General features: G+C 60.0%; 12 protein-coding genes. 6 read left to right on the top strand and 6 right to left on the bottom strand.

The annotated features are described in order from the left end of the window. Positions 1 to 112: 112 nt before the first annotated feature. The 6 genes from PMI21_RS07805 to nac form a co-directional block, all read right to left on the bottom strand. A complete protein-coding gene (locus tag PMI21_RS07805; protein WP_007940263.1) occupies positions 113 to 514 on the bottom strand; it encodes an acetyl-CoA carboxylase biotin carboxyl carrier protein in 402 nt (133 codons plus the stop codon). A 12-nt stretch (positions 515 to 526) separates the two neighbouring features. Further along, the gene (locus PMI21_RS07810) at positions 527 to 1,498 is read right to left on the bottom strand and encodes a biotin-dependent carboxyltransferase family protein (protein ID WP_007940262.1); all 972 of its coding nucleotides are present in this window, start codon (positions 1,496 to 1,498) and stop codon (positions 527 to 529) included. Then, entirely contained in the window at positions 1,495 to 2,166 is a 672-nt protein-coding gene (gene pxpB / locus PMI21_RS07815) for a 5-oxoprolinase subunit PxpB (RefSeq protein WP_007940261.1), read from the bottom strand. The genes PMI21_RS07810 and pxpB overlap by 4 nt, the downstream gene beginning before the upstream one ends. After that, entirely contained in the window at positions 2,163 to 3,515 is a 1,353-nt protein-coding gene (accC, locus tag PMI21_RS07820; protein WP_007940259.1) for an acetyl-CoA carboxylase biotin carboxylase subunit, read from the bottom strand. Before accC ends, pxpB begins: the two co-directional genes overlap by 4 nt. Before the next feature lie 31 nt (positions 3,516 to 3,546). Continuing rightward, positions 3,547 to 3,975: an acetyl-CoA carboxylase biotin carboxyl carrier protein gene (locus PMI21_RS07825; protein WP_007940257.1), complete on the bottom strand. Its 429-nt coding sequence runs from the start codon at positions 3,973 to 3,975 to the stop codon at positions 3,547 to 3,549. 114 nt (positions 3,976 to 4,089) lie between these two features. Next, complete coding sequence (gene nac, locus PMI21_RS07830) at positions 4,090 to 4,995, bottom strand: nitrogen assimilation transcriptional regulator NAC (RefSeq protein ID WP_033064147.1); 906 nt, start codon at positions 4,993 to 4,995, stop codon at positions 4,090 to 4,092. Positions 4,996 to 5,304: 309 nt separating this feature from the next. On the opposite strand from nac, the gene PMI21_RS07835 reads away from it, so the two are divergent. The 6 genes from PMI21_RS07835 to PMI21_RS07860 all read left to right on the top strand — a co-directional run bounded on the left by PMI21_RS07835 (position 5,305) and on the right by PMI21_RS07860 (position 12,674). After that, positions 5,305 to 6,513 carry an aspartate transaminase gene (locus PMI21_RS07835; RefSeq protein WP_007940255.1) on the top strand — a complete coding sequence of 403 codons (1,209 nt, stop codon included), beginning with the start codon at positions 5,305 to 5,307 and terminating at the stop codon, positions 6,511 to 6,513. 9 nt (positions 6,514 to 6,522) lie between these two features. Next, complete coding sequence (locus PMI21_RS07840) at positions 6,523 to 8,067, top strand: MFS transporter (protein ID WP_007940254.1); 1,545 nt, start codon at positions 6,523 to 6,525, stop codon at positions 8,065 to 8,067. Positions 8,068 to 8,130: 63 nt separating this feature from the next. Next, the gene (locus PMI21_RS07845; RefSeq protein WP_007940253.1) at positions 8,131 to 9,462 is read left to right on the top strand and encodes an OprD family porin; all 1,332 of its coding nucleotides are present in this window, start codon (positions 8,131 to 8,133) and stop codon (positions 9,460 to 9,462) included. Between the two features lie 250 nt (positions 9,463 to 9,712). Further along, positions 9,713 to 11,254, top strand: a complete 1,542-nt coding sequence (locus tag PMI21_RS07850; RefSeq protein WP_007940252.1) for a phospholipase effector Tle1 domain-containing protein — start codon at positions 9,713 to 9,715, stop codon at positions 11,252 to 11,254. Then, positions 11,254 to 11,910: a DUF2931 family protein gene (locus PMI21_RS07855; protein WP_007940251.1), complete on the top strand. Its 657-nt coding sequence runs from the start codon at positions 11,254 to 11,256 to the stop codon at positions 11,908 to 11,910. Before PMI21_RS07850 ends, PMI21_RS07855 begins: the two co-directional genes overlap by 1 nt. Before the next feature lie 401 nt (positions 11,911 to 12,311). Then, on the top strand, positions 12,312 to 12,674 hold the full coding sequence (locus tag PMI21_RS07860; protein WP_007940250.1) for a DUF6124 family protein: 363 nt from the start codon (positions 12,312 to 12,314) through the stop codon (positions 12,672 to 12,674). Positions 12,675 to 13,058 lie beyond the last annotated feature (384 nt).

Here is a 13,058-nt window from a genome sequence, read left to right as displayed (position 1 = left end):
GTAAAATCAGGCTCCGCGTTTTTTCAGGTAGAACGTGTGCGCCGGATTACGACCGCTTCGCGGCCGAACGCAGCCTCGCAGGCTCGGCAGCTGCTACGTACGGTGTTGGGCCTCAGTCCGTCAGGCGCATGAATGCTTCGCCATAACCCACCGTCGTGCCACAAGGCACCAGCACCGCCGTCACCCGCCCGGCCCTTTGGCTGCGCACCGGCAGCAGCAAGTCGCCGACTTGCAGCAGGGCAATCAGCTGCCCTTGCTCCACCCGACTGCCGACCGATGCCAGCACGTCGCTCTGCTCGGGGTGCGTCAGCAGCAAGCGGCCCAGGCCTGGGGTCTTCAATAGCGGTTCATCGGTTGCGTTTGCTGCCTCTGGCACCGCGACTCGAGCCGGTACGGCAACTTCGTCGGCACTGCGCTTGAGCACCAGGTGCAGCCCCGGACGACGTATTTCCGCGCCAGCCAGGTGGGTCTCCTTGAGCCACACCGCCAACTGACGGATTTCCTGATTTGTCATGTTCGAATGTCCTTAACGCGAGGCCAGCCCGTGAAGCTCGACCAAGCGGCGAACCTCCTCGAGATAGCGCTGATTGTCTTCCAGAGCCGCGACGGCTTCGCTGTAGCTGCACTCGATAAACCGCACCTTGCTGCCTATCGGTGCCTGGCCCAGGCGCCACAGGTCGGCCTCGATCACTGTGCCGAATTTCGGATAACCGCCACTGGGTTGCGCGTCGCGCATCTGGATGATCGGTTGCCCACCGTGGGGCACCTGAATCACCCCGGGAACGATGCCGTGGGAACGGATTTCCATGGCGGCCTTGGGCAAGATTGGCGCACCTTCGAGCCGGTAGCCGTAACGGTTACTCTGGGTGGTGACCTTCCACTCGCCAGCCCAGAATGCCGCACGGGAATCCTCCAGAAAGCACTCATACTCAGCCGCTGGCAGTACGCGCATGGCTGGCAGCCCATCGCGTTGCAATGGCAACGCCCGGCTCGGCGACACGACCCCGAAATCAGTGGGCAGCGCACTCATTCCCGGACGCAGCGCTGCGAGTCGGTCGCCCTGCTGCAGGGCTCGTCCCTGCAAGCCACCGAACTCACCGCGCAATTGAGTGCTGCGCGAGCCAAGCACTTGCGGCACATCGATTCCGCCGGCCAGGCACAGATAGGCGCGACTGCCGGAGGTCGGATAGCCAAGGCTGAGCACCTGGCCCTCCCTGGCCTGCGCCACCCAGAACGGCGGTAGTGCCTGACCGTCGAGGGAGGCTTCGCAGGCGGCGCCGGTCACCGCGAAAGCACAGTCCTGAACAAACCGCACCTCGAACGGAAACAGCGGAATCTCGATCGCCGCCGCGTCCTCGGGATTGCCCAACAACTGGTTGCCCAACGCCAGCGCCAGATGGTCCATCGCGCCGGAGGTTCCCACCCCGTAACCGAGGCTACCGAAGCGGCCGAAGTCCTGCACGGTGGCCAGGGCGGTGGTCGATAAAATCTCGATCATCGAATGATCCTCTCGATGCGCAAGCGCAACATATCGCCCGGCCGCAGCATGGCCGGCGGGTTTTGGGTCGGGTCAAAAAATGACATTTCGGTGCGGCCGATGGTGTTCCAGCCGCTGGGACCGGCCGATGCCGAAACACCGGTCTGCACCCCACCGATCGACACCGAGCCGGCGGCAATACTGATCACCGGCACCTGCCGCCGCGGCGTGGCCAGACGCGGGTCCATGCCGCCGAGGTAGCAGTAACCGGGATGGCTGCCCAAGGCGTACACCGGATACAACGGTTCGCAATGCAGGTTGGCGATGGTGTCGATATCCAGTCCGGTGTGCGCCACCACATCAGCCATGTGCGGACCGAACTCGCCGCCATACACCACCGGTAACTCGACAATGCGCCCTTCAAGCGGCAGCGGTTGACACTGCTCCCAGGCCTCAAGCAATCGCTCGCACAATCCGTTGAGGTCGCGCGGCGGCTTGATGAAGGTCAGCATCAGGTTGTTCATACCGGGCACCGCTTCGTGTATGTCGGCCCATTGCCCAGCCTGCAAAGCCAGGCTCCAAATGCGTTGTTGCGGCGCCAGATCCAGCTCGCCGGGGGCTTCGAACAGCAAAGCCGTGGACCCCAGCAGGCTGATGTGCGGACGCAGCGATACAGAAGCAGTACTCATGTCGGACTCCGTTGTTGCAGCCAGCGCTCCAGGTGGTGAATGTCCACGCCGCCGCTGCAGAACGCCGGGTCGTCGAGAATGTCGCGGTGCAGCGGGATATTGGTCGAGATGCCTTCCACGTACATTTCACTCAGGGCCAGGCGCATCCGGGCCATGGCCTCATCGCGTGTCGCGCCGTGGGTGATGACCTTGGCCACCATCGAGTCGTAGTAAGGCGGCACCCGATAGCCGGAGGTGACATGAGAGTCGACCCGCACACCAAAGCCCCCGGGGACTTCCCAGCGCTGAATCAGCCCCGGGGTCGGCATGAACGAGATCGGGTCTTCGGCGTTGATCCGGCATTCCAGCGAGTGCCCGTTGAGCTGCACGTCTTGTTGACGCAGTTCAAGCACTTCACCTCGGGCCATGCGCAGTTGCTGCTGGACGATGTCGATGCCGGTGGTCATCTCCGTCACCGGGTGTTCGACTTGCAGCCGGGTGTTCATCTCGATGAAGAAGAACTCACCGTCCTCATACAGAAACTCGAAGGTGCCGACGCCGCGATAGCCGATCTGTCGGCAAGCGGCGGCACAGCGTTCACCGACTTTGGCAATCAGCTCGGGATCAATGCCAGGTGCCGGCGCTTCTTCAAGCACCTTTTGATGCCTGCGTTGCAAGGAGCAATCGCGGCAACCCAGCCAGATCGCATGGCCATGGGCATCGCACAACACCTGGATTTCCACGTGCCGCGGATGACCGAGAAACTTCTCGATGTAGAGTTCCGGATTACCAAAGGCCAGCCGTGCTTCTTCACGGGTCAGCGCGATGGCATCGAGCAGTTCGCCCTCTTCCTTCACCACGCGCATGCCGCGACCACCGCCGCCGCCAGCGGCCTTGACGATCACCGGATAACCGATTTCACGTGCGATGGCCTGGATACTTTCATCGTCGCTGGGCATTACCGAGTCCGGACCCGGCACGCACGGTACGCCGGCTTCGCGCATCGCCCGTTTGGCAGCGACCTTGTCGCCCATGGTGCGAATGCATTCGGCGCTCGGCCCGATAAAGGTCAGGCCGGCGGCTTCGATGCGTTCGGCAAACCCGGCATTCTCCGAGAGAAAGCCATAACCCGGATGAATCGCCTGAGCGCCGCTGACCTTGGCCGCGAACAGCAGCGCCGCCTGGTTCAGATAACTCCGGCCGGGAGACGCCGGCCCGATGCACAGGGCCTGATCGGCGTTTTGCACGTACTGGGCGTGGCGATCGGCCTCGGAGTGCACGACCACGGTCTGCAACCCCAGGCCACGGCAGGCACGCTGAATGCGCAGGGCGATTTCGCCACGGTTGGCGATCAGCACTTTGTCGAACATTGAATTCACCTGAAAGAGGATGGGCTTGGGATCAGTCGAGACGGAACAGCAACTGACCGGCTTCGACTTCGGCGCCACTCTGGGCGAGGATCGCGGCGATCCGTCCGGCAGCTTTGGCCTTGACCGGGTGGAACATTTTCATCGCCTCGATGACCGCCAGGGTCTGCCCGGCTTCGACCTGCTCGCCGACCGTGACAAACGGTGCTTCCCCTGCGGCAGGCGTCAGATGCAACACGCCGTACAGGCTGGCCTTGACCTCGATGGCCTGCACCGTCGGGGTATCTGCCGTGGATGGCGGCGGTGCCGATACCGGCAATGGCCCGGTCAACGGCTCTGCGGTCAAAACCTTTCCGGCCTGCTTGAAAAGACGAACTGTACTGTCACCTTCGGTCAGACTCAGTTCGAGCAGATCGGATTCGGCGAGCAAATCGATCAACCCCTTGATGCGTTCTGAATCCATGCGTGGGCCCCTGCCTGTCGAGCTGTCTTAAGTGGATGGGGTCAATGTAGCGAGCCCGCCGAACGACGACCAAGACGCTTTGGCTTTGGGGTGATAAGCCGTCCTTATGACCACTCAGATCAGGCTGCCGCGCATCTCGGCGACCAGTTCCAGCAGGATCGCCTTGACCGCTTGGGCCGGCACCGACAGCGGCAAGTGACCGGACAGACACAGCGCCAGTGGCGCCTCGACCTCGGGCTCGACAATGCGACACATGTGCATCGAGGTGGCGGCGACCATCACCCGCGCCGAGGACTCGGGCAGGATCGTCGAACCGAAGTGCTCGGCGACCGCAGCGGTCAGGGTGATCGAAGATTCGATTTCAGCCACCACCCGCGCACTCAGGCCGATGCACAGGAAGGCTTCATCCACCAGTCGACGCATGACGTTGTAGGGACGCGGCAGGAGCATGTCCATGTCCGCCAGGTCGGCCAGAGGGATCTCATCAAGAGCGCTGACAGCAGGGTCGGCACTCACCAGATAGAGGTGCTCGCGCAGCAGCGAGACGAAGCTCAAGCCATGGACTTCACGCCCGCCATAAAGCACGGCCATGTCCATCCGGCCATTCATGATCAACTCGCTCAAGGTGGTGCCGAAGTTTTCATTGAGGTACAGCAGAATGCCCGGATGACGCTCGCGCACCCTGCGCAACAGCGGCAGGGACAGCGTCGATGCAGCGGTGCCTGGCGCCAGCCCGACCGACACTTGCCCGGACAAGGCCTGCCCCGTGGCGTTGATGTCGCTCTGAGCTTGTTCGCACTGGCGCAGAATGATTTGCGCGTGCCCATAGAGCACCTTCCCCGCCTCGGTCGGGGTGACGCCGCGTTTGGTGCGGATCAGCAATTGTTGCTGCAACTCCGCCTCCAGCGTGGCCAGTTGCTGACTGAGTGCCGGTTGGGCGACATGCAGCACATCGGCGGCCTGGGTCATGCTGCCGATATCGACGAGTTTCACGAAATACTTCAAACGACGCAGGTTCACGGTGGCGATGCTCTTGCTCAACAAAGGGGGGCTGCCCACAAGCTTTAGCAAGAGCCAGGCCAGCCCCGAACATTGCACACGTGGTGAACGGCAAGGCTCAACCATAAGCCTTTGCTATGGCTTGATCGTTGCTGCCGGCGTTGATACCCGCCACGGGCATACAGGCCTGGGCGCACCGTATTAGTGCAAGCACTGTTCAGTTCCAGCCATAAGCGATGCCTATCCGACCAGAACGATCTCGTCTTATGGCGGCCCGGGCAGCGACTCGTACTGTAGGGCCTCGTCAACGTCATCAACGAGGAACGACACGTGACCGCCTCCCGCATCGCCGCCCGTGTGCAACGTATCAAACCATCGCCCAGCAGCGCCGCATCCGACCGTGCGAACGAACTGCGCCGGCAAGGCAAGTCCATCATCAATCTGGTCGTCGGCGAGCCGGACTTCGATACCCCGGTGCACATTCGGCAAGCGGCCAGCGCCGCCATCGAACGCGGCGAAACCCGTTACACGCAAAATGCCGGCACCCCGGAGCTGCGCCAGGCCATCGTCGCCAAGCTGGCCCGAGAAAACGGCCTGACCTACGGTGCGAATCAGATCCTGGTCACCAGCGGTGCGAAGAGCGCGATCTTCAATGCCTTCGCCGCCACCCTCGGCGTGGGCGATGAAGTGTTGATTCCGGCGCCATACTGGGTGTCGTACCCCGACATGGTGCTGGCCTGCGAAGGTGAACCCGTCACCCTCGCCTGCCCGGAAGAACACGCCTTCAAGCTGACCCCGGCGCAACTGCGCGGCGCGATCACCGAACGCACTCGCTGGCTGCTGCTCAACTCGCCCAGCAACCCGACCGGCGCCAGCTACAGCGCCGCCGAACTGCGCGCCCTGGCCGATGTGCTGTTGGATTATCCGCAGGTGTTGCTGATGACCGACGACATCTACGAGCACATCCGCTACCAAGGACTGGACAACCCGCACATCCTCGCCATCGAACCTGCGTTGACCGAGCGCACCCTGGTGGTCAACGGCGTGTCCAAGACTTATGCCATGACTGGCTGGCGTATCGGCTACGCCGCAGGCCCGGCCGACCTGATCGCTGCCATGGCGACCCTGCAATCGCAATCGACCAGCAATGCCTGTTCGGTCAGCCAGGCCGCCGCTGTCGAAGCGCTCAATGGCGACCAAGCGTTCGTCAAGGAAAGCGTGGCGGTCTATCAGCAACGCCGGGATCGCTGCCTGGAACTGCTCAACGCCATTGACGGCTTGAGTTGCCGCAAGCCCGACGGGGCGTTCTACCTCTATGTGAACTGCTCAGGTTTGCTCGGTAGAACCACGGCCCAGGGCAAGCAGCTGGACAGCGACTACGACGTGGTCATGTACCTGCTGGAAAGCCAGGGTGTGGCCGTGGTGGCAGGCACCGCATATGGCCTGGCGCCGTTCTTCCGGATGTCGATTGCCACCGACATCAAGACTCTCAATGAAGGTTGCTCGCGCATTGCTGCTGCCGTTGCGGCGTTGAGCTGAGGACCGATGATGGCCGTGGCGACCCACCCTCCCCTGAGTTTCAAACAGGCCTTGCTGGCGATGCTGGGCATCTCGCTGGTGTTGATGCTCTCGGCACTCGACCAGACGGTGATCGGCAATGCCTTGCCAAGCATCGTCGCCGAACTCAAGGGCTTTGAACTTTACGCGTGGGTCGCCACGGGCTACATGCTGGCGTCTATCGTCACCATCCCGATCTTTGGCCGACTGGGGGATTACTACGGGCGCAAGCCCTTCGTGATCGCCGCCACCCTCATCTTCACCCTCGCGTCATTGGCCTGCGCACTGGCCAGTGACATGCTGTTGCTGGTGATTGGTCGCGCCTTGCAGGGTGTCGGTGGCGGCATGCTGATCGGCACCGCATTCGCCTGCATTCCGGAACTGTTTCCCGACACCAAACAACGCCTGCGCTGGCAGATGCTGCTCAGCGCCCTGTTCAGTGTGGTCAACGCCATCGGCCCCGGGCTGGGTGGCTACCTGACGGGGGCGTTTGGCTGGCGCTCGGTGTTCTATCTCAATCTGCCGCTGGGTTGCCTGGCGCTGTTTTTTGCCTGGCGCTACCTGCCTTATTACCGCCCGCAGCAACTGACAAAGATCAGCCTCGATTGGCCGGGCGCGCTGCTGATCGCCCTGGCATTGGGCAGTCTGCAGTTGTTCGTCGAATGGCTGGGGCATTCCAGCCTGATGTTGAGTGCTGCGCTGGGGTTGATCTGCGTGGCGGCGACTGTCGCGCTGTGCGTTTGGGAACAGCGCTGCACGCATGCATTGCTGCCCTCGGCATTGCTGCGGCTACCGAGCATGCGCCTGCTGTTTCTGCTGTCGATGGCGGCCGGCGCGATCATGTTTTCGCTGCTGTTCTATCTGCCGCTGTTGCTGCAAGGCAGCTATGGCTACTCGCCGCAAGATGCCGGCCTGTTGATTACACCACTGGCGCTGAGTATCACCCTGGGGGCGATCGTCAACAGCCGCATCGTGACCCGTTTGCGTAATCCAAACCTGTTACCGCTGTGCGGTTTTGTGGCGCTGCTGCTGGCATGTTTCTGCCTGGCCCTCGCCGGACGTAGCGCCTCCTTCAATGTGTTGCTCGGCTTAATCCTGCTGGCGGGTCTTGGCTTGGGATTCATCCTGCTGAATCTGACAGTCTTCACTCAAACTCTCGCCGAGCGCCAGTTCCTCGGGATCGCCACCGCGCTGACCCAATCGCTGCGCCTGGTGGGCGGATTGCTCGGAACCGCGTCGATGGGCGTGCTGGTCAACCTGCTTTACAGCGCCAACCTGCAACGACTTTTTATCGCCCAAGGGCACGCCGACGGACTGGCGTTGTACGCCGACCCGCAGATCCTTTTGCACCCCGACGCCGCACTGCTCGAACACCCACAATGGCTGAACCTGGCCCGCGATGCACTGGCCCAGTCGGTGGGCGTCGGCCTGCTGCTCTGCGCCGGCATCGGCGTGCTCGCACTGTTCATCCTGTACCGCTTGCCGCCCGTGAGACTGAACGTCTTGCCGGCCACCGCTGCTCCTGAAAAACAATAAAAACCTTTACTGCCGCTTTTGACTGCCTCTCACAACATTCGACAACTCATGGGGATGACTCCGATGGAGCTTTTCAATCGCGCACCTAAAGTAGTGGCCGGCATTTGCGGCCTGATCATCGCTCAACAGGGTTACGCCGCAGGCCTGGTAGAAGACAGCAAGCTCAGCGTGCTGGCCCGCAACTTTTTCAGTAATGCCGACAACCGCAGCGGCGCCGCCGACCCCAACTACACCCAGGAATGGGGCCAGGGTTTCATCGCCAACTTTCAGTCCGGCTACACCCAGGGCACGGTCGGTTTCGGCGTGGACGCCATTGGCATGTACGGTATCCGGCTGGACTCCGGCAAGGGCCGGCACTACAACCCCGAAAGCAAAAACTTCAACGGCAACATCTTTCCGACCGACAGCGACGGGCGTGCCGTGGATGAGTTCGGCAGCCTGGGCCTGACGGCCAAGGCGAAGTTCTCCAACACTGAACTGAAATACGGCACGCTGGTCCCGATGTTGCCGGTGGTAATGTCCACCGACCGCATGCTGCAACAAACCTTCAATGGCGGGCAGATCCAGTCCAAGGATCTGGAGAACTTCACCTTCACCCTCGGCCAGCTGGAGCATGTCAAAGGTCGCGGCTCAAGCAACCAGATGGGCATGTCCATTCCCGGTGCAAACAACGCGCAGACGGGCGAGTTCGTCAACAAGTTCTATTACGGTGGCGTGGACTACAAAGCGACCAAAGACCTGACCTTGCAGTACTACTACGGCAATCTGCAGGACTTCTACAAACAGAACTTTCTGGGCCTCAAATACGATTGGCAGGTCGGCCCCGGCACCCTGCGCACCGACCTGCGTCACTTCGACAACCGCTCCGATGGCGCCAACGGTCATGACCCCGACTTCTACACGTTTGGCTACTACGGCGACGGCGTCACCAAAGGCAAAGTCGACAGTCGCCTGAGCAGCGCGCAGTTCACCTACCTGGTGAACGGCCACACCATCGCCGCCGGCCTGCAGCAAGTCAGCGGCGACAGCGACGCGGTCTGGCTGAACCAGGGTGACGGCTCCACCGCCTATTTCATGACGGAGTCGATGATCGGCAAGTTCCAGCGCGCCGGCGAAACCACCTGGCAGGTTCGCTACGGCTATGACTTCGCCAAGGTCGGGGTTCCGGGTTTGAGTTTCATGGGCATGTACGAAAGCGGTTCGAACATCCGTACTCCCACGGGCGACAAAAGCGAATGGGAGCGCAACCTGACCGTGAGTTATGTGGTCCAGCAAGGGCCGCTCAAAGATCTGAGCATTGCCCTGCGCCACGCTTCGTTGCGCACTGAAGTGTCCACGCAACGGGACAGTGATGAGCATCGAGTGATCATCAGCTACCCGCTGAACATTCTGTAAGAGCCTACACACTGGGTGATACGCATCGTCACCCAGTGTGCCGTTGTAGATGACAGAGGCAAGACTAGTTCAAAGTAACCGTGCATCCACCGGATCAGAAGGACAGTGTACGACTTGATCAACTAAGTAACGATATTGGCTAAAGAATGGACGCTCGCGCTCGCGGGATCAAATTGCCATCCATTGCCTCTCCGAACCTTGAGTGTCACCCTGCGGCCGTTCATCAAGGATCAGAACAAGGAATCAAGGATTGAGTGGCTACGTACCCAACCCGCCTAAAAACTACCGCTACGCAGAAGCCAAGCCCGTCGACCTCCACGCCGAACGCTGGGCCGAGTACGAAAAACACGGCAAAGAGCCCGCACCCACGCCACCAAAAGTAGGTATCGCCTTACGCATCGGTGTGTTCTTCGATGGTACGGGTAACAATGCTAATAACGCCGCAGCTGGGCTGCTATGTGGTGCCCATCATCCCATCGCACCCAATGACATTGATGCCAGTTGCAAACCGTTCATGAGTGATCCGGACAGCAGTTATGGCAACGACGTCAGCAATGTGAAAAAGCTCAGCGACCTGTATGAAGCCGTTCCAGAGGCCGAAGGGGAAGGCCTACAAAAACGGGCCTCCCGCGTTGTGTATGTCGAGGGCATCGGCACCCGCTCCGGTGAAAAAGACAGTACATTGGGCGCCGGCACCGGGCGCGGGGAGACGGGCGTTGCAGGACGAGTCGAGTCCTCGCTCGCACTAATCAAACAGCGTATCAATGAAGTCTTACTCGATAACCCTGATAGTGAAATCACCTCACTGACTTTCGATACATTCGGCTTCAGCCGTGGCGCAGCAGCCGCTCGGCATTTCGCCAACGAAATCGTCCGCACTAGTCGGGGCCCCCTTGGCGACGTCCTACGAAGCCTCCCCAAGGCCTTCAGCTCCAACTTTATCGACCAATATAAAAACGATATAAACATGGGCTTCATCGGCTTGTTCGATACCGTGCCATCGATTGCCGGCTGGTCCAATTTGGGGAACATCAAAAGTCCCGTTGCAACGGGCATTAAGCTCTACCTTGACCGTCGTTTTTTCACTGACGTCGTCCAACTGGTCGCACGTGACGAGTGCCGAGCCAACTTTGCCCTCAGTCGCATCAAACCCGATCACTTGGAAATTACCCTGCCGGGCGTGCATTCCGACATCGGCGGCGGCTACCTCGAAGAAGCCCGGGAGTGTGTACTCGTCTGCCCCATGCAAACACTCGTAGTGCCCCTGAATACAGATGTCGTCACCACATCCATTTACCGCGATGCGGTGAATGTGAGAAGCCAGTGGTTGGCCAACGGCTGGCCTGCGGAGATACTGAATATCGTCACCCCCGATGCGCTCCTGATTCCAAACAACCCGCAAGATCGGCTCAGCCCAAGCGTCAAACGCGTGTATGCCGCCGTGCAGCTCAAACGCCCTGTGAGCGGACAACTGTCCAGGGTGTACCTGAGAGTGATGCACCACCTGGCGAAAGAAAAAGGCGTTCGGTTCAACGACATTCCCGACACGCCAGATCTGGCCGTCCCCTCCGAGCTTCAGACTCTGTGCGACCGATTTGTGGCGGGTGACTACAGCACCACGTCGCAAGAAGAACAACTGCTGAAACTGAAGTACATTCACACGTCCGCCAACTGGAACCACCCCCTTGGCCGTAGGGATGGCAATGGCATTAACGCCGTGTACATCAATGCCCCCACGGCGGATGCAATCCGCGTGCAACATCCTCACGTACCTGACTGGACACTTTGGTAATGAAAGTACTCGTGACCCTGCTGTGCACGTTGTTCATGGCTGGCTGTCAGTCAGCCGAATCGCTGTCAGCCAATAACGACCCCAAATCCCAGTGGTGGGAGCTCGCGTTCACCGAACCCTACTATATGAAGGCGTGGGTCGAGGACAGCGCCGTAGAAGACATCAACGGCAAGCTGTTTCAGCACACCGGTGGCGGCACAGCCGCAGGCGGGGAGCCAGAAAACGGTAAAGAGTCCGCACGAGGTTGGCATGCCGTTGGCAGCGCTGCAAAAGCAGTGGTCGGCGCCGACCTCCCCAAACGCATTTACGTGCGCTGGCAATCCATCGTAGAACCCCAGACCTATCACGTTTGGTTGGACATACCTGATCAAGCCAGAGAACTCATGCGGTCATCGACCAATCAACGATGTCCTGCATCCCCTGAACAAGAATCGCGGTATATGGCATCAATTTACCTGGGGCTAGCCCCAGGTGGTGTCGTACAAGTGTGGGTGAGAAACGCCTGCCACCAACCAATCAAAGTAGCTCGTGCTCAGGCGGAAGTTGAGCCGTTGGGGCCAAGTCAGGGCAAAAATGAAGGGCGATACGCTTACCCTATCAGTGAAAACTCCAAGCGCTACATCGAGAAATATGGAATACCGTACGGGAGTTGGTGAGTAGTGCTCCCGCATACCATGCACATATCAACGTGTTGAATTCACACGTTGAAGAGCATGTTTAAAGATACTCAGTGTTACTTCCCGACGGCTACAACACCTTGCGTCGTTGCCTACAGGTACGACAGAATTCGCCGGCTTGTGCACTTTGAAGCCCATCGGTAACTTGATTCGCATCACTGATTCCCAGTGATCGGGTTTAGTAGCCCGTGGTGTTTTTTCAGTTAGGTGCAAAGCTCTGTCCATCAGATGTTCCTGTCTGAACGTGATGGTGGCTGTGCTCAGGGCGCTTCGGCGCGCCGGTTAATGCTGATAACTCCCCGGTCTACTAACCTGCGCACAGCTGCCACCCTTCTTTTAGTAGGGAAGGTTAAGCAGCTCCATTCAGGAGTTTTCAGCTTATGTTCAAGGTAACGCCCAATCCGCCGGTCACAGATCCGGCATCCCCCTACGAATCCCCCGACTCAAAAAAATTCCACGAAGCCGCCGAACGCGCCCTCGACCATTACCTCAACCCGGCCGCCAAGATCATGGCCACCACCAACGAACCCGAGCCCATGTACTTGGCCAATCCGAAGTACAACACCGAAGCCCTGCTGGCCAACGCCAGCGAAACACTCGGCTCGGCCACCCTCATGCTCAACAATTTCGCGGCATTGCTGGAGACCTCACATCGCAAGACCCTGCTGGGTATTGCGCAAGTGGTCATGCTAGGTGAGCTGGCGGTGAATCAGGCGCTGGATAACGTCGAGCCGTCTGAGTAATCACCGCAGTCTTAGGGGGGCTTGCCCCGATCGGGTCTAAGGCAGTCAACCTAATCGGCTGACTGCCTTTTTTCACACGCCGAGGCCAAATCCATTGTGCAGCAGCGAGGCCAGGCACTAGTTTTTAAGCTTCGCATCAGTTACCAGCCGAGACTGACTATCCTGCCCCCCTCCCCGCGATCTTGCTGAAGATCTGCCTCATCTCCCCGCCACTCTGAGCCAAAAGCTGACGCCACACCTTGCCGCCCTTGGCCAGGTACGTTCATGAATCCGCGCCTCATTTTGATATGTTTATTTTCACACAGTTGATTTATGAAATATTTTATGTCATTTATACCCTCGCAAATCATCAGGACAGTCCACCTCGCCAGACCGGACGGCAGC

This window comes from Pseudomonas sp. GM18, from assembly GCF_000282195.1.
Lineage (GTDB): Bacteria > Pseudomonadota > Gammaproteobacteria > Pseudomonadales > Pseudomonadaceae > Aquipseudomonas.
Note: the sequence above shows the minus strand (reverse complement) of the source record. Positions and strands in the feature narration are given on the sequence as shown.

Coding starts and splice junctions, on each gene's coding strand:
- accC (WP_007940259.1), bottom strand. CDS start 3,515: ATGTTCGACAAAGTGCTGATCGCCAACCGTGGCGAAATCGCCCTGCGC.
- PMI21_RS07855 (WP_007940251.1), top strand. CDS start 11,254: ATGAAAGTACTCGTGACCCTGCTGTGCACGTTGTTCATGGCTGGCTGT.
- PMI21_RS07840 (WP_007940254.1), top strand. CDS start 6,523: ATGGCCGTGGCGACCCACCCTCCCCTGAGTTTCAAACAGGCCTTGCTG.
- PMI21_RS07825 (WP_007940257.1), bottom strand. CDS start 3,975: ATGGATTCAGAACGCATCAAGGGGTTGATCGATTTGCTCGCCGAATCC.
- pxpB (WP_007940261.1), bottom strand. CDS start 2,166: ATGAGTACTGCTTCTGTATCGCTGCGTCCGCACATCAGCCTGCTGGGG.
- PMI21_RS07810 (WP_007940262.1), bottom strand. CDS start 1,498: ATGATCGAGATTTTATCGACCACCGCCCTGGCCACCGTGCAGGACTTC.
- PMI21_RS07805 (WP_007940263.1), bottom strand. CDS start 514: ATGACAAATCAGGAAATCCGTCAGTTGGCGGTGTGGCTCAAGGAGACC.
- PMI21_RS07845 (WP_007940253.1), top strand. CDS start 8,131: ATGGAGCTTTTCAATCGCGCACCTAAAGTAGTGGCCGGCATTTGCGGC.
- PMI21_RS07860 (WP_007940250.1), top strand. CDS start 12,312: ATGTTCAAGGTAACGCCCAATCCGCCGGTCACAGATCCGGCATCCCCC.